This is a genomic window from Sphingomonas caseinilytica (assembly GCF_023516455.1).
Lineage (GTDB): Bacteria > Pseudomonadota > Alphaproteobacteria > Sphingomonadales > Sphingomonadaceae > Sphingomicrobium > Sphingomicrobium caseinilyticum.
This window is the reverse complement of record NZ_JAMGBA010000001.1, coordinates 246,190-263,806: the sequence shown is the minus strand read 5'-3', so window position 1 is coordinate 263,806 and position 17,617 is coordinate 246,190. Positions and strand designations below refer to the sequence as shown.

The window sequence follows — 17,617 nt, the reverse complement described above, 5'->3', positions numbered from 1 at the left end:
GCTGAAACGCGTTCAGCATGACGGATAAGGGTGTCACCGTGCAGCCACCTCATTCGCCATTTGCGGCGGCATGTAGCGCTCGTCATGCTTGGCGAGGATATTGTCGGCAACGAACAGGCCGTTGGGATCGAGCCGTCCTTCGGCGACGACGCCGCTTCCTTCCTTGAACAGGTCGGGCGTTATGCCGCGGAACACGACGGGGGTTTCGGACTTTCCATCGCTAACCGTGAAGCGGACGGTCACGCCATCCGGATCGCGCTTCAGCGATCCTTTCTCGACCATCCCGCCGAGGCGCATGGCCTTGTCCGGCGCAGCCTTTCCGGCGGCAATATCCGAAGGCGTGACGAAATAGGCCGCCCGGTCCTGAAGGCCCCACATGGCGAGCAGGACCGCACCGATCATCGCCGCCGCGGCGAGGACAACCAGGACCAGCCGTTGATGCTTTGGCTTTACCTTCATTGGCGGCGCTTCAGCGCGTCGGCTTCCGCCTCGGCTGTCCGCATCGACAGGAATGCCCAGGCCAACAGCCCGACCGTCGCGACAATTGTCACGCCGTACGCCGCAACTACAAACGCCCACTGGTTCATTCAGCCATGCTCCGACGCAACCGGGCCTCGACCTTCTGCCGTGCGAGTTCCGCCCGCATCCGCATCAGCGCGACCGCGGCGAACAGGGCGGTGAATCCGAGCATGGTCAGCGGCAGCGGCCACAGCAGTTCGGGCGCGATGGACGATCCTTGCGCGATGCTGATCGACTGGCCCTGGTGCAGCGTCCTCCACCACAGGACCGAATAATGGATGATCGGCAAGTTGATCGCCCCGACCACGCCGAACAGCGCGGCCATGCGGCCATCGCCGCCCCGCTCCCGCTCCGCCGATGCAAGCGCGATGTAGCCCAGGTATAGGAAGAAAAGGATCAGCATGGAGGTCAGGCGCCCGTCCCACTCCCACCAGGTGCCCCATGTCGGACGGCCCCAGATCGATCCGGTCGCAAGGCATAGCGCCGCGAATGTCGCGCCCGCCGGCGCGATGGCCCGGCCTGCGACGGCGGCAAGCGGGTGCCGCCAGACAAGCTGGCTGATCGAGGCAGCGGCGATCGACGCCCACCCCGCCATGCCGAGCCAAGCCGCTGGCACGTGGATGTAGAGGATGCGCACCGTATCGCCCTGCAGATAGTCGGGCGGGGTCATCGTCAGCCCGCCCCACGCTCCTGCCACCAGCAGCAGCAAGCCGATGCCAAACAGCCACGCGGTTGCGGGCCGTGCGATCTTCAGGAAGCGGGTGGGGTTGGCGTAACCGTGCATGGCGTAGGGCGTCTCTAGCCAAACATGCTTGTCATTGCGAGGAGCGAAGCGACGCGGCAATCCAAGTTGCTGGATTGCTTCGCTGGGCTCGCAATGACGTTCACGATATCTATCAGCGGCGGCCGATCAGCTTTTGCGCCATTGCATCGGCCACCGATGCCGGGTCCTGCTGCGACGCTGCGCTCTCCGACCAGATCTGCTCGAGACGGCCTGGAATTGCTTCCACGCGCGAACGGACAAGGTCGGGACCACCATCGCCAAGATATTCGGTCGACACGTTGATGATTCCGCCGGCGTTGATGACATAGTCCGGCGCATAAAGGATGCCCCGCGCCTGCAGACGGCGACCGTCCTCGGCCGTTGCCAGCTGATTGTTTGCGCCGCCGGCGACGATCGGGCTGTTTAGCCGTGCAATCGACTGTTCGGTCAGGATCGCGCCCAGCGCACAGGGGCTGACTACGTCCGCTTCAAGGAACAGGATGTCATCCGGAGTCACGACCGAACCGCCGGTTTCCGCGGCGAGATTCTCGGCGCGGGTCCGGTCAACGTCGGCGATCGACAGCTTCGCGCCTTCGGCGGCCGCCTGGCGCGCGACGCCGCCGGCCACGCTTCCAGCGCCCTGCAATGCGATGTGGAGGCCATTGAGGCTGTCCTTGCCCAGCGCGCGCTTCACCGCAGCCTTGATGCCGAGGAACACGCCAAGCGAGGTGTGCGGACCGGGATCCCCGCCAACCGCGCCGCCTTCGACAGGCAGGCCGGCAACGAACTTCGTCTGCTTCGAGATTTCGATCATGTCGGCGACCGACATGCCGACGTCCTCGGCGGTCACATATTTTCCGCACAGGCCGTTCACCGCCGCACCGAAGGCAGCAAGCATTTCCGGCGTCTTGGTGCGCGACTTGTTGGCAAGCACGACCGCCTTGCCGCCGCCCAAGGGGAGGCCGGCCATCGCGTTCTTGTAGCTCATGCCCCGGGACAGGCGCAGCGCGTCTGTCAGCGCCTCGGCATCGTCGGCATAGTGCCAGAAACGGGTGCCGCCAGCGGCCGGTCCCAGATGGGTCGAGTGCATGGCGATTATCGCACGAAGACCGGTCGACTCATCGTTAACGAAGTGCAGCGCTTCATGCGCATCGAAGTCGGGGTAGCCCCAAGGAGTGTTCATGGGAAAATGCATCCGCCTGATCGCGCTCCAGCCGGTTCAGCGCGAACGGTCGGAGCAATTGTCTGTTTTTAGGCTAAGTGCCTGAATTAATGGGGCGATCGACGGGACTTGAACCCGCGACCCCCGGTACCACAAACCGGTGCTCTAACCAACTGAGCTACGATCGCCATATAGCGCCTTGAAGGGACGCGCCGCCCCCTTAAGGAAGCGCCTCCAGCTTGGCAAGCGATAGCGAAAGGACCGGCCCGTGGCCAATGATACGATGCTGAGGTTCGGATATCCGGACAGTCTGATCCGCGAATATGAACATTGGGTGGTGCTGCTTCGGCCCGCCCAGGTGACGCTCGGCTCGCTGATCCTGGCCGCCAAAGGCGATGCGACGGCATTCGGCCAATTGCCGCCCGGAGCCCATGCGGAACTCGCCACGGTAACCAAGGACCTTGAAGCGACTTTGCTTACCGGTCTTGGCTACGAAAAAATCAACTATCTCATGCTGATGATGGTGGATCCTCATGTCCACTTTCATGTCTTGCCGCGGTATTCGGGCTCAAAAAGCTTTAATGGACTGGACTTTAGCGACGCAGGCTGGCCCGGCCAACCGGACCTTAAGTCGGCTATAGAACTGACACCGGAGGACAATGAGCAGTTAAGAAATCGCATTTCCCAGACATGGCTTATTGAAAACTAACCTAATTTTATGCGCGCCCGTAATGGATTATCCTTGCACGACCCCGGCAAGCAGAGCATGCGTCCCGGCAGGGGAGATTGAAATGACGATTCGACGGGCGCGCGCCCCGGATGATTCCGGCGTGACCGTGCGCGATAGACTTGTCCAGGCCGGACTGGACACAAAACTTGCCGACCTGTTTCTGAACATGCCGCATAAGGTCATGCAGGCTGAACCGCGGCGGTCGTTCCGCGAACCTGGTGTCCCGCGCGACGAGGTCATGCTGGTCCGTTCCGGCCTGCTCGCGAAGTTCAAAAGCGACGGCAGCGGCCGGCGGCAGATCGTGTCCCTGCGCTTTCCCGGAGAAGGCATCCTGCCGCACGACGGTTCGGCCGACTATGGGATCCAGGCGATCGTACGAAGCGAAGTGCTGGTCGGAAAGGCCGACGATTTCGATGCGATCGTCAATGCCAATCCCGAAGTCGCACGCTTCTTCTGGAAACTCGTCCAGCGCCAGAATGCGATCGGATATGAGTGGCTGGTCAATACAGGCAGGCGCGATTCCACGGCGCGCGTCGCGCACTTGCTGTGCGAGACGGTCACCCGGATGCGGATCGACCCGACCACGCAGCGCATGATCAATCCATTCACCCAGCAGCAGATCGCGGACATTACCGGCCAGACGTCGGTCAATGTGAACCGCGTCTTCGCCGACCTGGAGCGGCAGGGCTTGATCCATCGCCGCGGACGCGAGTTGGAATTCACGGATTGGGAAGAACTTCGCCGCGTCGGCGGGTTCCAGCCGGGTTATCTGCGCTAAAACCTAGGATGCCATCACACAAAAGCCCGCCAAGCCTATGCTTGAGCGGGCTTTTCTGTATGCGCTCAGTGTCCGACTACAGGCATGGTGGGCGCGACAGGGATTGAACCTGTGACCCCACCCGTGTGAAGGGTGTGCTCTACCGCTGAGCTACGCGCCCATGCCTGGAATGTGAGCGGCCCTTAAGCGAGGGCCGAACCTCTGTCCAGACGTCAAACCTCTCTAGAAACGAGGCCCTTGCTCGCTTGTCTCCCAGACAAGCTGCGCCGGGACCTTATTGAACAGCGTCCTTCAGGACCTTGCCCGGACGGAACTTGGGTTGGGACGTCGCCTTGATCTGCATCGGCTCGCCGGTCCGCGGGTTGCGGCCGGTCGAAGCCTTGCGGCGGGTGACGGAGAAATTGCCGAATCCGACAAGGCGGACTTCATCCCCGCGCTTCAGCGTCGACGTGATCAGCTCAAGCATGGTTTCGACGGCCCGGCTGGCGTCATTCCGTGACAATCCCGCACGTTCGGCAACCTGGCCGATCAATTCCTGCTTGTTCATCTTTTACGCTCCCGCATTAACCGCACGAGACTCGGAAAACCGAGAAAAATTGACTTAAGGCAATTTCCTGGCCCCAAGTCAAAGGCCTAATGACGAACGGTGGCCCCGTCCCCACCGACTGCAGGTGGAACCATGGGCTGGGTCGCCTGCTCGTCAGCATCGGTCCACTCAATCGGCGTCATGGCTTGGGTCAGCGCCTTTGCCAGCACCTCATCGACATGGCTGACCGGAATAATCTCGAGTGCTTCCTTCACGGTCGCAGGGATCTCGGCCAGATCCTTTTCGTTCTCCGCCGGGATCAGCACGATGCGAATTCCGCCCCGCAATGCCGCGAGCAGCTTTTCCTTCAGGCCGCCGATCGGAAGGACGCGGCCGCGCAACGTGACCTCGCCGGTCATGGCGATATCGCGGCGGACTGGAATTCCCGTCAGCGTAGAGATCATCGCCGTCACCATGCCGATACCCGCGGACGGGCCGTCCTTGGGAACAGCGCCTTCAGGCAAGTGGACGTGGATGTCCTTGGTGCTGAAGATCGACGGCTTGACGCCATAGACCGGAGCGCGCGCCTTGACGAAGCTCATCGCCGCCTGGATCGATTCCTGCATCACCTCGCCGAGCTTGCCGGTCGTCTTGATCTGGCCCTTGCCCGGGACAGTGACAGCTTCAATCGTCAGCAGCTCACCGCCAACCTCGGTCCATGCGAGGCCGGTAACCGCACCAACTTGATCCTCTTCCTCGCCAACGCCGTAGCGAAACTTGCGGACGCCAAGATAATCGCCAACATTGTCTGCCTCGAGCGTGGCCTTTTCGGTCTTGCTTTCAAGAATCTGCCGAAGTGCCTTGCGCGAAATCTTGGCCAGTTCCCGTTCCAAGGTCCGGACGCCGGCTTCGCGCGTGTAATGGCGGATGATCGAGCGCAGGCCCTCATCCGTGAAGATTAGTTCGCCGTCCTTCAGGCCGTGCGCCTCGATCTGCTTGGGGATGAGATGGCGCTTGGCAATCTCCACCTTCTCATCCTCGGTGTAGCCTTCGAGGCGGATGATCTCCATTCGGTCGAGCAGTGGCTGTGGCATATCGAGCGAATTGGCGGTCGTGACGAACATCACGTCCGAAAGATCATAGTCGATTTCCAGATAATGGTCCTGGAAGCGGCTGTTCTGTTCGGGGTCGAGCACCTCCAGAAGCGCCGAAGCGGGGTCGCCGCGGAAGTCCTGCCCAAGCTTGTCGATCTCATCGAGCAGGAACAGCGGATTGCTGGTCCCTGCCTTCTTGAGATTGGCGACAATCTTGCCGGGAAGCGAGCCGATATAGGTGCGACGATGGCCACGGATCTCGGCCTCGTCACGAACACCGCCAAGCGACTGGCGAGCGAACTCGCGGCCCGTGGCGCGAGCAATCGAGCGGCCGAGCGAGGTCTTGCCGACACCCGGCGGGCCTACCAGGCAAAGGATCGGACCCTTGAGGCGGTTGGTGCGAGCCTGGACCGCGAGATACTCGACGATCCGTTCCTTGACCTTCTCAAGGCCATAATGGTCTTCATCAAGGACGCGCTGGGCTTCGGCAATGTCGCGCTTGAGGCGGGACTTCTTGCCCCACGGCAGGCCGAGCAGCACATCGAGATAATTGCGCGCAACGGTCGCCTCCGCGCTCATCGGAGCCATGGCGCGAAGCTTCTTAAGCTCCGCATTGGCACGGTTGCGTGCTTCCTTGCTGAGGCGTGTCTTGCGGATCTTGGCGGCCAGCTCATTGAGCTCGTCGCCGCCGTCCTCGGCCTCATTGCCGAGCTCGCGCTGGATCGCCTTCAGCTGCTCGTTGAGATAATATTCGCGCTGAGTCTTCTCCATTTGCCGCTTAACGCGGCTGCGGATCTTCTTCTCGACCTGGAGGACGCCCAATTCGCCTTCCATGAAGGCAAAGACCATTTCCAGGCGGCGCGCCGGATTGAGCTCGCCAAGCAGCGCCTGCTTGTCGGCGACCTTGATAGACAGGTTCGAGGCCACGGCATCGGCGAGTATGGAAGGATTGTCGATCTCGCCGAGCTGCATCGACGTTTCGGCTGGAAGCCTTTTGTTGAGCTTCGCGTAATTTTCAAACTGATCGATGACCGACCGCATCAAAGCCGCGGCCTCGGGACCTTCGGCCATCTCCTCATCGACCAGCTCGACTTCCGCCTGCTGATAGCCGTCCGCATCGTTGAGACCGACAAGGCGTGCGCGCTGTGCGCCTTCGACCAGAACCCGGACGGTTCCATCGGGCAGCTTCAGGAGCTGCATGGCCGTCGCAATTACACCGAGGTCGTAGAGCGCGTCACGGTCCGGATCGTCCTCGGCGGGATCGAGCTGAGCCACGAGGAACAATTGCTTGTCGGTCCCCATTGCGGCCTCAAGCGCCGCAACCGACTTCTCGCGCCCGACGAACAGCGGCACGATGCGGTGAGGGAATACTACGATGTCACGAAGAGGCAGTACGGGAAGCGTCTGTTTAGTCATAAATCCTATATGGGCGGCCCTGTCCGCCAGCGCAATGAAGGATCAGCCGAACGCCACTATGAGGCCGGGCGCCATATTCTGCAGCGCATGGGTGGTGGCGGCGATTCCGACCGCAGCCCAGAAGCCGCGCTGGCGCCAAACGACATAGAGTGTCGAGAAGATCAGGAAGGGCCACCAGATGACCAGGCCCCAGCCCAAGGCCATTGACGAATGGGCCGCACCCCAGGCCAGGGCGCTGATCAAGACCGAAGCGGACGGCGAAAAGAAGCGGAGCAGCAGCGACAGCAGGCCCGCCATGATCAAGGTTTCGACGAATGGTGCGAACACGACCAGCATGAAGAAGGCCATCGGGCCCTTCATTGGAAACTCCGGCGTCGCCAAGGCCGGCGCGATGGCTCCGGAAATCGCCGCTAGCGCAATGCTTCCGACGATGCTGAACGCCCACCCGGTCAGGATCGCGAGCCAGGCACGCCTTGGCTCGCGCATCGTCGCCGGAAAGAACCTCAGGAAGCTGTCATCGAACAGCCGGCCCGAAGCCGGCACCGGCTGAGAGGTTGCCACGCCTTAGGCCGCGTCGCCCGAGGAAGCGGACTTGTCCTTCTTGGCGTAGACGCGGACCGGATCCTTTCGGCCGTCGATCACATCCTTGTCGACATGGACCTCATCGACGCCCTCCATCGACGGCAGGTCGAACATGGTGTCGAGCAAAATGCCCTCGATGATCGAGCGAAGTCCGCGAGCGCCCGTCTTCCGGTCGATCGCCTTCCTGGCGACCGCATGAAGCGCTTCATCCGAGAAGCCCAGTTCGACATCCTCCATGTCGAACAGCTTCTGATATTGCTTCACCAGCGCGTTCTTCGGTTCGACCAGGATCTTGACCAGCGCTTCCTCGTCGAGATCCTCGAGCGTGGCGATGACCGGCAGACGGCCGATGAATTCCGGGATCAGGCCGAACTTCAGCAGATCCTCGGGCTCGGTCGACTTGAGCGTGTCGCCGGTGCGCCTCTCCTCCGGCGCGGCGACATGGGCGCCGAAGCCAATCGACTTACCCTGCAGCCGGTCGCCAATGATCTTTTCAAGGCCGGCGAAGGCACCGCCGCAGATAAACAGGATATTGGTCGTGTCGACCTGCAGGAATTCCTGCTGCGGATGCTTGCGCCCACCCTGCGGCGGGACGGAGGCGGTGGTGCCTTCCATCAGCTTCAGCAGTGCCTGCTGCACGCCCTCGCCCGACACGTCGCGCGTGATCGAGGGATTGTCGGATTTCCGCGAAATCTTGTCGATTTCGTCGATATAGACAATGCCGCGCTGCGCCTTCTCGACATTATAGTCGGACGCCTGCAGCAGCTTCAGGATGATGTTCTCGACATCCTCGCCGACATAGCCGGCCTCGGTCAGCGTCGTCGCATCGGCCATGGTGAACGGCACATCGAGGATGCGCGCCAAGGTCTGGGCGAGCAAGGTCTTGCCGCAGCCGGTCGGGCCGATCAGCAGGATGTTCGACTTGGCAAGCTCGACATCCGTGCCGGTCTTGGAGCCGTGGGCGAGCCGCTTGTAATGGTTGTGGACGGCAACCGACAGGACGCGCTTGGCGCGCTGCTGCCCGATCACATAGTCGTCGAGGACCTTGTAGATCTCGGACGGGGTCGGCACGCCGTCGCGTGTCTTGACCAGGGCGGACTTCGTCTCTTCCCTGATAATGTCGTTACAAAGTTCGACGCATTCGTCGCAGATGAAGACGGTCGGGCCCGCAATCAGTTTGCGTACCTCATGCTGCGACTTGCCGCAGAAGCTGCAGTAAAGCGTGCTCTTGCTATCGCCGCCGCCGGAAAGCTTCGTCATATATTCCCTTGTCTTCACACGGCTGCCCGCGCTGCCGCCCGGGTATGCTAACCCGGTTTATCGCACAATCAAACTGGCAGATGGGTTAACGTGCCCCACGCCGGTAAGTGCCTGTCCCAAATATGGAACGTCGAGACGGAAGCGGCAAGGCCCGAGGCGAACCTTTGATAAGTGCTTCGCAATCCGTCGAACCGCCTGTCGGCTGGTCGAATTACTAAAGATTGTGACAGTCCTGACCAGCAGAGCTTCGGCTGCTCCTCGGAAAGGGACTTCCTCATGAAGCCAGTCGTTCTTCTTGGTTTTTCGGCATTCCTCATCGCCTCAGCACCGGCCTCCGGCCAAGTCACCCCGCCAGATCCTAATTCGGCCCTCATCGAGCTAAGCGATGAATTCGATGGCCCGAGCCTGGATTCCAAATGGGTCCGCTTCGACAAGGAATTTGGCTGGCCGGACAAGCTGAAGTCGATCGACGTCGGCCGAACCGTACAGGGCGCGCTCAACCTCCAACCCTATGACAGCGCCTGGGTCCGCGATGTGCAGGCCCCTTTCCTGTTCCAGCGAATCCACGGCGATTTCGACGTGCGCGCGCGCGTCCGGGTTAGGTCAGGCAAGGGCCCGATCGCCGCCGGAACCTGGTCCCTGGGCGGCCTGATGGCGCGGGTTCCCAACGGTCTCACCGAAAAAGATTGGGAGCCGCGCCGCGAGAATTGGCACTTCATCACGACTGGCGTCGGGCTGGAGCCGGGCGAGCCACGCATCGAAACCAAGGGCACCTACAACAGCTACAGCTCTCTGAAGCTGCGGCCGGTCGAGCCTGGCTGGGTGGAACTGCGGCTCGTCCGCGTTGGGATGACCCTGTTCGCACTGGCCAGGACCGACCCCAACGGATCGTGGGAAGTCCGTGACCGCTTCTACCGAATGGAGCCCTCGCCCTTCATGCAGGTCGGCCTCATCGCCTATACGACCAGTCCGGACGCGAAGCCGGTTCCGGAAAATGCCGCGGTTTCGAATCGCAGCGTCGAGCGGAGTCTGCCCGTCGACATGGTGATGGACGTCGACTGGATCCGCTTCTCACGGCCCGCACCCAAGATCGAAAAAGCCTGGCAGATGCAGGTTCAGGCGCATCCGCTCGCCGACCCGAACCTTGCCGAGGCCGAAATCTTGAAAGCGCTCGGCGCCTGACGCCTGCGCCGCGCTTTAAGCCGGCGTTACGTCCGCCGCACCGGTAGAATCGCCATCGCCCAAGTCTGGACGCCGATCGAAGACTTCGTCGATGAGGCCGAATTCCTTGGCCTCGTCGGCCTCAAGGAACTTGTCGCGGTCCATTGCTGCCTCGATCGCCTCAATGTCCTGCCCTGTGTACTTGGCATAAAGCGAATTGAGCCGGGTGCGCATGCGAAGGATTTCGCGCGCCTGGATCTCGATATCGGACGCCATGCCCTGCGCGCCGCCAGAGGGCTGGTGAACCATGATGCGGCTGTTGGTCAGCGCCACGCGCATTCCGGGTTCGCCAGCTGCCAGCAGGAAGCTGCCCATCGACGCTGCCTGGCCGATACACACCGTGCCGATCTTCGGACGGATGTATTGCATCGTGTCATGGATCGCGAGGCCTGCGGTCACCACGCCGCCCGGCGAATTGATGTACATGAAGATGTCCTTCTTCGGGTTCTCTGACTCGAGGAAGAGCAGCTGGGCGGTGATCAGCGAGGCCATATGGTCCTCGATCGGCCCGGTGATGAAGACAATCCTTTCCCGCAGCAGTCGGGAATAAATGTCGAAGCTGCGCTCACCCCGGTTCGATTGCTCGATGACGATTGGGACGAGGCCGGAAACGATGTCTTGATGATCCATGGGAAGAACGGGTCCTTGGCTTGTGTCGGACCCTACATCGGCAGGTTCGCGCCAATGTTCAAGCCGCCTTCGCTCAACAAAGCAAAAGGGCGGTCAATCCGAAGACTGACCGCCCTTCCCCCTTTGACAGCCCCTAGGAGGCCGCCGGTTACATCTTCACGCTCGCCCGGGCGTAGAGATAGCGGCCCGGAACATCGTAGGTCGTTGGATCGAAGTTGTTGAGGCCGCAGCTGATGCAGCCCGGAGGATCCTTGTCGAACAGGTTGTTGACGCCGAGAGCGAAGTCGAAATTGTTGGCGAAGCTCGGCGACTGCCAACGCAGCTGCATGTCGACGTAGAAGCGGCTGCCGAGCTTGTTATCGGCCGCCAGTGTTTCCTTGACTGCCTTGATGTAACGGCCGGTCAGCGACGCCCCGAAGTCCTCCAGGTCCCAGTCGAGAATGCCGACGGCTTTCCACTTCGGGAAGGCCTGATCGGGGCTACCTTGTTCCGTTCCTTCGCGACTGATCTTTTCCGTCCCGTCAACCGACGGCACGAAGACGTCATAATTGAACAAGAAGGTATTGTTCCAGGTGAAGCCGAACCGCCCGATGCTCGTCTGGTCGGTCCGGTACGCCAGGTTTACGTCCAACCCTTCCGTCTTGATGCTTGCGATATTCTGCAACAGGCCCTGGATGTTGGCGATCTGGCCCGTCCCCGTGCGGGTGACGTTGGCACAGGCCAATGCGTCGTTGTTGAGAACGCACTGCTCCAGGGTGGTGTTGGCATTAACCGCCTGGATCGCGTCGTCGACCTTGATCTTGTACCAGTTGGCTTCGATCGAGAAGCGCGGGATGTAGGACGGGCTGTAGACCGCGCCCAGCACCCAACCCTTCGACGATTCCGCATCCAGATCCGGATTGCCGCCGGTGATGACGGAAATCTGGGGATTGTTCTGGACGTAGCCGGGCGGGACGCCCTGTGCCGTGCAGTTCGCTAGTGTCTGGCCAGTCGGCGGCGTCGCATCGAAGTTGCAGGGATCGTCGATTTCCTGGTCGAACCGGGACGGCGTTCCGAACAATTCACCGATCGACGGGGCACGGAAACCTTCGGAATAGGATCCGCGGAGCCTCAGGTCGACGATGGGTTTCCAGTTGATCCCGCCCTTGAAGGTCGTCGTGGAGCCCGAGCTGGAATAGTCGGAGAAGCGCACTGCGCCTTCGAGCTCGAGCAACTGGAGGCCCGGACGATCCGCGAATATGGGCGCGCGAAGCTCGGCATAGAGCTCGTCGACGTCATAGCCGCCCTTGGTGGGTAGTGCGGGAATATCCGACCCAAGGCCTGCGGCTACGATCGGATCAGGATCGAACCGGCCACTATAATCGCGGTGCTCATAACCGATCGCCAAGCCCAGCTCGCCGCCCGGAAGGTCGAGGATTCCACCCGACAGGTTGGCGCTGAAGGTCCACAACTCTTGCTTGCTGCTATCGTTTTGCTCGAACCCGACGAAGTCCAGCATCGCCTGGGTGATAGACCCTTCACCGCCGAAAATGTTGAATGGGACGCATGCGCCCGTGCAGTTGGCGATCGGCCCCAAGGCCAGCTGCAGGTTGGCGGCATTGACGTTGCCGAACATCGTCTGCTTGGCCTTGTTGTGACCATAGACGCCGTTGACGTCCCAATACCAATCGCGGCCGAACATACCGAAGCTGCCGTCCAGCGTGGCCGTGCCGTACCAGGTCTCGACCGACTGGTTGTAACGACGCGGACCGCCCTCGACGACGCGACGGCCGATAAAGGCATAGGTCGGGTCGAACGCAGGGGTTAGCGGATCGTCGGCGCGTAGCGTACCGAACGGGTTGAACGGGTTGCTGGCGTCGATCCTGATGGTGTCGAGCAAATTGCCATTGCCGGCATCAGGGCCGACGAACAGCGGCAACGGCGCCGCCTGGTTCTTGGACTTGCGCTCGTTCCAGACACCCTTCGCCGAGAAGTTGATGTTGTCGGCGACTTCATACCGGAGGTTGGCAAAAACGCCGTAACGCTTCAGCGGCGTCTGGATGAAGTTATACGGGGCGAAGTTGAACCGGTCCGATGCACCGGCCCAGGCGCGATAATCGGCCAGAGTCGGTATTTCGCCGGCAGGCAGCGGATCGATGAGGGTCAGGTCCTGACCCAGCACGATGAACCGGCCCTTTGGCGTACCGGAGCTGCAAGCACCGTCGCACGCGGTCGCCCCAGGCGTCGGGAACAGCGAAATGTCGCGATCGCCTGAGCTGATCGAGCCCTGCTTTACGAAGTTACCGCCGACCACGAACTGAAGCGGCCCATCGTCGCCGTTACCCCAGCTGATCTGGTAATTCTGGGTGTTTCCGTCGCCTTCTTCATTGATGCCGAGCTGGACAACCGCATTCAGGCCCTTCTGGCTCCGCTTCGTGATGATGTTGACGACCCCGGCGATCGCGTCCGAACCGTAAATCGCCGAAGCGCCGTCCTGAAGCACTTCGACCCGTTCGATCATGCTTTCCGGGATGGCGTTCAAATCGACCGATCCGGGAACGCCGGAAGCCGAAGCGGCATTGACGAACCGGAGGCCGTCAACCAGCACCAGGGTCCGCTTCGATCCGAGATAGCGCAGGTCGATTTCGGCCGCACCGGCACCTACGCCGCCGCCGTCTGGCGGATTGCCGAAGTTACCGCTGTTGTTGAACTTGCTGTTGAGACCGCCGGCAGCGCTAGGCAGCCGCTGCAGCACGTCGTTGACCGAGTTGAGGCCGGTCTTGGCGATGTCGTCCTGGTCGACGAATACGATTGGCGCGTCTTGAGCCAGGGGATCGCGGCGAATGCGCGAACCGGTGACGACGATATCGCCGCCCTGCGTCGGTTCCGACGCGCTTGATGGAGCCTGGGATATGTCGGGCGGCGGCAAGGTGCTTTGCGCACCGGCAGCGCTGCCAACGACCAATGCGAGCAAGCCAGCTCCGCAGCGAAGCCCCGTCGGTACTCGGCCCATAGATTATCTCCCTGTTAAGCGAAGTAGTGTTAACGACATCCGCTAGAACGGGAGAGTAACAAATCTAGTTGTTTCGGCGAATATGCCGTTCGTCTAATCCGAAAGAACTGTAGCTTTTCTGCCACAAACGGCTGGTTGGGAGAGGTAGGCCAATCGCCGCATCTCCCTCCGGCCCCGAGTCACCGTGTCGAGGATCAATCCCGCAAAGAAGCTCAGCACTGCGACAATCGCCAGGCCTGTCGCCAGGATGGCCGTGGGGAAACGCGGCACCAGTCCGGTTTCGAGGTAAGTGAGCAACAGCGGTACCGAGATGACGACCGCGACCAGCATCAGAATGGCGGCGATCAAGCCGTAGAAAAGCACGGGTCGCTCAATGCGGTACAAGGTTCCGATCGTGGTCAGGATCCGCCAGCCATCACGATAGGTGGAAAGTTTCGAAGCCGATCCCTCAGGCCGCGCGCCATAGGCTGTAGCGAGCTCGCCGACCGGCATTCGGAGTTCCAGCGCATGGACGCTGATCTCCGTTTCGATTTCGAAACCCTGCGAGAGTGCCGGAAAGCTTTTGACGAAACGCCGCGAAAAGACGCGATAGCCGGAGAATATATCGGTGAAGCTGCGGCCGAAGAGACCGGCTAACAGCCCCGTGAACAGGCGGTTCCCGATGACATGGCCGCCGCGATAGGCCTCGGCCACCTCATGCTGCCGGGTCCCCACGACCATATCGAGCTGATCGTCGATGAGCATCCGGACCATTTCGGGTGCCGAAGCCGGGTCATAGGTCAGGTCGCCATCCGCCATGACGTAGATGTCGGCATCCACATCCGCGAACATTCGACGGACGACATGGCCCTTGCCCTGCTGTCGCTCGGTCCTGACGACCGCACCGGACGCGCGAGCTATCTCGGCGGTGCGGTCCTTGCTGTTGTTGTCGTAAACGTAGATGTCGGCTTCAGGAAGCGCGGCACGAAAACCGGCGACCGTCTCCGCGATCGCCGCTTCCTCATTGTAGCAGGGCAGGATGACGGCAATCCGCAGGCTGTCCAAACTTACCCCCCAACCACGTTCGGGCTGAGCGAAGTCGAAGCCCTGCCCTTCTTCCCACGAGAGTAGAGAAAAGGACAGTCCTTCGACAAGCTCAGGACGAACGGATTATTTTTTCTTCGGCGGAGCCTTCTTCGCTGGAGCCTTTTCGGCCTTGGCCGGAGCCTTCTCAGCCTTGGCGGGAGCTGCTTCCTTCTTGGCTGCCGGCTTCTTGGCTTCGGCCTTGGCGGGGGCCGCTTCCTTCTTGGCCGGAGCCTTTTCGGTCTTGGCCGGAGCAGCTTCCTTCTTGGCTGCTGGCTTCTTGGCTGCGGCCTTCTTCGGCTTCACTTCGTCGTGATGGTCATGGCCACAGCCGGGGCCATGAACATGCATCTCTTCGCTTTCGAGGTCTGCCTCGAGCTCCGCCCGCTTGACCGAACGCTCGGAGATTTCCGCCTTCGAGAAGAGGAAGTCGACGACCTTGTCCTCGTAAAGCGGAGCGCGCAGCTGAGCTGCCGCCATCGCATTTTGCTGGATGTAGCGGACGAAAGCCTCGCGGTCCTTCGGCTGATATTGCGCAGCAGCCTGGCCGATCAGCCGGTTCATTTCCTGCTGCGTCACGTCGATGTTGTTGGCGCCGCCGATCTCGCTCAGCAGCAGGCCGAGGCGGACGCGGCGAACGGCGATACCGCGATATTCTTCGGCGTCGCCTTCGATTTCCTTCAGCGCCGCTTCCGGATCGGCCTCATGGCTCGCTTCGTGGCGAAGCTGGGCCATGATGTTCTGATATTCCGCTTCGACCATCGACGGCGGAACGTCGAAGTCATGATCCGCGGCCAACTGGTCGAGCAGGCGGCGCTTCATGTGTGTGCGCGTAAGGCCGTTCAGTTCCTGCTGCTGCTGATCGCGAAGCAGGCCCTTGAGCTGGTCGATGTCGTTGAGGCCGAGCTGCTTGGCGAAATCATCGTCCAGCTTGGTCTCTCCGGCAACCTTCACCGCCTTGGCGCTGATGTCGAAGGTTGCGGCCGCACCCTTGAGGTTCTCGGAGGGGTAATCTTCCGGGAAGGTGACGTTGATCTGCTTCTCGTCGCCGGCCTTGATGCCGACGAGCTGGTCCTCGAAGCCCGGGATCAGCTGGCCCGAACCGAGCACGACCGGCATGTCTGTGCCGGTGCCGCCATCGAAGGCAACGCCATCAACCTTGCCGACGAAGTCGATCGTGACCTGGTCGCCGTTGGCAGCCTTGTGGCCCTTCTTCGAATCCTCGAAACGGGTCTGCGACGAGGCAAGCTGCTTCAGCTGCTCTTCGAGCGCCTTTTCATCGGCCTCGACCGTCAAACGCTCGAGCTTCAGGCCGTCGATCTTCGGTGCCGGAACCTCCGGGAGCGTCTCGAGGCGGACATGAACCTCGGCGTCGCCGCCGGTTTCATATTTTTCGTCGAGTTCGACTTCCGGTTGCATCGCGGGGCGCAGCTTCTTCTCATTGAGAAGCTTCTGGACGCAATCCTGGACGGCCGTGTTGAGCGCATCGCGCATCAGCGCCTCGCCGTGCATCTTGCGGATGAGGTTGGGCGGAACCTTGCCGGGACGGAAGCCGGGCATGCGCACGGTCGGCGCGATCCGCTTGACCTCGCCTTCGACGCGGGCGTCGATGTCCTTGGCCGGAATGGTGAGCTTGTAGGCCCGCTTCAGGCCTTCGTTTTCCGTCTCAACGGTCTTCATGGTCACGGCGAATTTCCTAAATCGTCTAAAACTGTTGCGCCCTGCGACCGCGAATTCCGTGCTCGTCTGTCCCCCGGACAGACTGTGCTCGGAATTGGTGCGGGCGAAGGGACTCGAACCCCCACATCTTGCGATACTGGAACCTAAATCCAGCGCGTCTACCAATTCCGCCACGCCCGCGCGGACGCCTTAAAGGTGCGCGGCCTATAGCAAGGTTCGGCACGGGGGCAAGAGCAACGGGACAGGCAACTTGGAGGCCGCGACGGGGTTATTGAGGTAAAGGAGCATTTCATGATGCAGGAAACCCCAAATACCGCGCCGCCCGAAACGCCTGCCCAGCCGTCGGAGCCCGCCCAGCCGGGACAACCGGCCCAGCCGACGGTGCCGCCCGCCGAAGCTCCGCCAATCGCCCCGGATGTTGATATTCCAGCCCCTGGAACCACGCGTACAGGAGCCAATGATGGCTAGCCGCCCGCCGAGACCCGATGCCCCGCCCCCGGACGAAGAGCCGGGGAAGGTTCCGCCGCTTCCTGGAGAGCCGGAGCCTCCGCCGCCGCCCGATCCGGTTTTGCGCTAGATCAACCGCGCGGAATTGACGACCGCTTCGAAGTCCGGAAGTAGAGCGCCGTAATAGTGGGAGCGGGCCGCATCGAACAGGATGAGATATAGCCGCCCGTCGATCACGGCGCCGACCGCACGCCCCTTCCGGCGAACCTCGTCGCCATCCAGATGCTCATAGTCATACTGAAAGCCGCTATAGCCCATGAAGGTTCGCGGGCTGAGGCCAACCGTCTTGAAATCGACGGCTCCGGCGCGGACGCGGAACAAGCTTTCGATCATGGAGGTGATCTCAAGCGGCGTCATGTTGGATCGAAACTTGGGAACCTGACGGTCGTCGCGGCTCCGCTGATAAACCAGCGCCTTGCCGTCCTTCAGCCCCGTCACGAAGCTGATGCCGTCGAGATAGGGGCCATTCTGGGTCCAGTCCTCGACCGCATGGATGTCGACGAACAGGCTCGACGAAATCTTGTTCCATTCGCGCGGCGGCGTGACCGCCATGCTGTCGTTGCCGACCCTGACTTCCTGGACCCGCACCAGCGTGTAGCGGCCGGACCCGAAGCCGTCGCCGCCAACCGAAGCGCAGGCTGAGAGCGCAGCGGCGGACAGGAGCAACGCCAAATTTCTGGTGGGACGCATGACCT

Annotated in this window: 17 protein-coding genes and 3 tRNA genes; 4 read left to right on the top strand and 16 right to left on the bottom strand. The window is 61.7% G+C overall.

Annotated features, from left to right (window positions below; genetic code table 11):
- Nucleotides 1-33: 33 nt before the first annotated feature.
- The 5 genes from ccmE to LZ496_RS01305 all read right to left on the bottom strand — a co-directional run bounded on the left by ccmE (nt 34) and on the right by LZ496_RS01305 (nt 2,632).
- Nucleotides 34-459, bottom strand: a complete 426-nt coding sequence (gene ccmE, locus LZ496_RS01325) for a cytochrome c maturation protein CcmE (protein ID WP_249902799.1) — start codon at nt 457-459, stop codon at nt 34-36.
- Nucleotides 456-587: a heme exporter protein CcmD gene (locus LZ496_RS01320; protein WP_249902798.1), complete on the bottom strand. Its 132-nt coding sequence runs from the start codon at nt 585-587 to the stop codon at nt 456-458. Before LZ496_RS01320 ends, ccmE begins: the two co-directional genes overlap by 4 nt.
- On the bottom strand, nt 584-1,303 hold the full coding sequence (locus LZ496_RS01315; protein WP_249903827.1) for a heme ABC transporter permease: 720 nt from the start codon (nt 1,301-1,303) through the stop codon (nt 584-586). Before LZ496_RS01315 ends, LZ496_RS01320 begins: the two co-directional genes overlap by 4 nt.
- 112 nt (nt 1,304-1,415) lie before the next feature.
- On the bottom strand, nt 1,416-2,465 hold the full coding sequence (locus LZ496_RS01310) for a Glu/Leu/Phe/Val family dehydrogenase (RefSeq protein WP_249902797.1): 1,050 nt from the start codon (nt 2,463-2,465) through the stop codon (nt 1,416-1,418).
- A 90-nt stretch (nt 2,466-2,555) separates the two neighbouring features.
- Nucleotides 2,556-2,632: transfer RNA gene (locus tag LZ496_RS01305), tRNA-His, on the bottom strand.
- 95 nt (nt 2,633-2,727) lie between these two features.
- On the opposite strand from LZ496_RS01305, the gene LZ496_RS01300 reads away from it, so the two are divergent.
- Both LZ496_RS01300 and LZ496_RS01295 read left to right on the top strand, forming a co-directional pair.
- Nucleotides 2,728-3,153 (top strand): HIT family protein, encoded by a 426-nt coding sequence (locus tag LZ496_RS01300; protein ID WP_249903826.1) that lies wholly within the window; start codon nt 2,728-2,730, stop codon nt 3,151-3,153.
- 82 nt (nt 3,154-3,235) lie between these two features.
- Nucleotides 3,236-3,952, top strand: coding sequence for a Crp/Fnr family transcriptional regulator (locus tag LZ496_RS01295; RefSeq protein ID WP_249902796.1), 717 nt, complete (start codon nt 3,236-3,238; stop codon nt 3,950-3,952).
- 85 nt (nt 3,953-4,037) lie between these two features.
- Here the strand turns inward: LZ496_RS01295 and LZ496_RS01290 are convergent.
- From LZ496_RS01290 to clpX, 5 genes are all read right to left on the bottom strand, one after another.
- Nucleotides 4,038-4,112: transfer RNA gene (locus LZ496_RS01290), tRNA-Val, on the bottom strand.
- A 114-nt stretch (nt 4,113-4,226) separates the two neighbouring features.
- On the bottom strand, nt 4,227-4,499 hold the full coding sequence (locus tag LZ496_RS01285) for an HU family DNA-binding protein (RefSeq protein ID WP_249902795.1): 273 nt from the start codon (nt 4,497-4,499) through the stop codon (nt 4,227-4,229).
- 86 nt (nt 4,500-4,585) lie between these two features.
- A complete protein-coding gene (lon, locus tag LZ496_RS01280; protein WP_249902794.1) occupies nt 4,586-6,988 on the bottom strand; it encodes an endopeptidase La in 2,403 nt (800 codons plus the stop codon).
- Nucleotides 6,989-7,030: 42 nt separating this feature from the next.
- Nucleotides 7,031-7,549 carry a CPBP family glutamic-type intramembrane protease gene (locus tag LZ496_RS01275; protein WP_249902793.1) on the bottom strand — a complete coding sequence of 173 codons (519 nt, stop codon included), beginning with the start codon at nt 7,547-7,549 and terminating at the stop codon, nt 7,031-7,033.
- Between the two features lie 3 nt (nt 7,550-7,552).
- On the bottom strand, nt 7,553-8,830 hold the full coding sequence (gene clpX, locus LZ496_RS01270) for an ATP-dependent Clp protease ATP-binding subunit ClpX (RefSeq protein ID WP_249902792.1): 1,278 nt from the start codon (nt 8,828-8,830) through the stop codon (nt 7,553-7,555).
- Nucleotides 8,831-9,106: 276 nt separating this feature from the next.
- Between clpX and LZ496_RS01265 the strand changes: the two genes are divergently transcribed.
- The gene (locus LZ496_RS01265) at nt 9,107-10,012 is read left to right on the top strand and encodes a DUF1349 domain-containing protein (RefSeq protein WP_249902791.1); all 906 of its coding nucleotides are present in this window, start codon (nt 9,107-9,109) and stop codon (nt 10,010-10,012) included.
- 15 nt (nt 10,013-10,027) lie between these two features.
- Here the strand turns inward: LZ496_RS01265 and clpP are convergent, their stop codons facing one another.
- The 5 genes from clpP to LZ496_RS01240 form a co-directional block, all read right to left on the bottom strand.
- A complete protein-coding gene (clpP, locus tag LZ496_RS01260; RefSeq protein WP_249902790.1) occupies nt 10,028-10,681 on the bottom strand; it encodes an ATP-dependent Clp endopeptidase proteolytic subunit ClpP in 654 nt (217 codons plus the stop codon).
- 148 nt (nt 10,682-10,829) lie between these two features.
- Nucleotides 10,830-13,673, bottom strand: a complete 2,844-nt coding sequence (locus LZ496_RS01255) for a TonB-dependent receptor (protein ID WP_249902789.1) — start codon at nt 13,671-13,673, stop codon at nt 10,830-10,832.
- 93 nt (nt 13,674-13,766) lie between these two features.
- Nucleotides 13,767-14,717: a glycosyltransferase gene (locus tag LZ496_RS01250; RefSeq protein WP_249902788.1), complete on the bottom strand. Its 951-nt coding sequence runs from the start codon at nt 14,715-14,717 to the stop codon at nt 13,767-13,769.
- A gap of 105 nt (nt 14,718-14,822) precedes the next feature.
- A complete protein-coding gene (gene tig / locus LZ496_RS01245; protein ID WP_249903825.1) occupies nt 14,823-16,415 on the bottom strand; it encodes a trigger factor in 1,593 nt (530 codons plus the stop codon).
- Nucleotides 16,416-16,510: 95 nt separating this feature from the next.
- Nucleotides 16,511-16,595 (bottom strand) — tRNA-Leu (locus LZ496_RS01240).
- Nucleotides 16,596-16,706: 111 nt separating this feature from the next.
- Between LZ496_RS01240 and LZ496_RS01235 the strand changes: the two genes are divergently transcribed.
- Nucleotides 16,707-16,883 carry a hypothetical protein gene (locus LZ496_RS01235; RefSeq protein WP_249902787.1) on the top strand — a complete coding sequence of 59 codons (177 nt, stop codon included), beginning with the start codon at nt 16,707-16,709 and terminating at the stop codon, nt 16,881-16,883.
- 105 nt (nt 16,884-16,988) lie between these two features.
- Here the strand turns inward: LZ496_RS01235 and LZ496_RS01230 are convergent, their stop codons facing one another.
- Entirely contained in the window at nt 16,989-17,612 is a 624-nt protein-coding gene (locus LZ496_RS01230; protein ID WP_249902786.1) for a hypothetical protein, read from the bottom strand.
- Nucleotides 17,613-17,617: the final 5 nt, after the last annotated feature.

Coding starts and splice junctions, on each gene's coding strand:
- clpP (WP_249902790.1), bottom strand. CDS start 10,681: ATGGATCATCAAGACATCGTTTCCGGCCTCGTCCCAATCGTCATCGAG.
- lon (WP_249902794.1), bottom strand. CDS start 6,988: ATGACTAAACAGACGCTTCCCGTACTGCCTCTTCGTGACATCGTAGTA.
- LZ496_RS01320 (WP_249902798.1), bottom strand. CDS start 587: ATGAACCAGTGGGCGTTTGTAGTTGCGGCGTACGGCGTGACAATTGTC.
- LZ496_RS01285 (WP_249902795.1), bottom strand. CDS start 4,499: ATGAACAAGCAGGAATTGATCGGCCAGGTTGCCGAACGTGCGGGATTG.
- clpX (WP_249902792.1), bottom strand. CDS start 8,830: ATGACGAAGCTTTCCGGCGGCGGCGATAGCAAGAGCACGCTTTACTGC.
- LZ496_RS01310 (WP_249902797.1), bottom strand. CDS start 2,465: ATGAACACTCCTTGGGGCTACCCCGACTTCGATGCGCATGAAGCGCTG.
- ccmE (WP_249902799.1), bottom strand. CDS start 459: ATGAAGGTAAAGCCAAAGCATCAACGGCTGGTCCTGGTTGTCCTCGCC.
- LZ496_RS01295 (WP_249902796.1), top strand. CDS start 3,236: ATGACGATTCGACGGGCGCGCGCCCCGGATGATTCCGGCGTGACCGTG.
- tig (WP_249903825.1), bottom strand. CDS start 16,415: ATGAAGACCGTTGAGACGGAAAACGAAGGCCTGAAGCGGGCCTACAAG.
- LZ496_RS01235 (WP_249902787.1), top strand. CDS start 16,707: ATGATGCAGGAAACCCCAAATACCGCGCCGCCCGAAACGCCTGCCCAG.
- LZ496_RS01255 (WP_249902789.1), bottom strand. CDS start 13,673: ATGGGCCGAGTACCGACGGGGCTTCGCTGCGGAGCTGGCTTGCTCGCA.
- LZ496_RS01265 (WP_249902791.1), top strand. CDS start 9,107: ATGAAGCCAGTCGTTCTTCTTGGTTTTTCGGCATTCCTCATCGCCTCA.
- LZ496_RS01230 (WP_249902786.1), bottom strand. CDS start 17,612: ATGCGTCCCACCAGAAATTTGGCGTTGCTCCTGTCCGCCGCTGCGCTC.
- LZ496_RS01300 (WP_249903826.1), top strand. CDS start 2,728: ATGCTGAGGTTCGGATATCCGGACAGTCTGATCCGCGAATATGAACAT.
- LZ496_RS01315 (WP_249903827.1), bottom strand. CDS start 1,303: ATGCACGGTTACGCCAACCCCACCCGCTTCCTGAAGATCGCACGGCCC.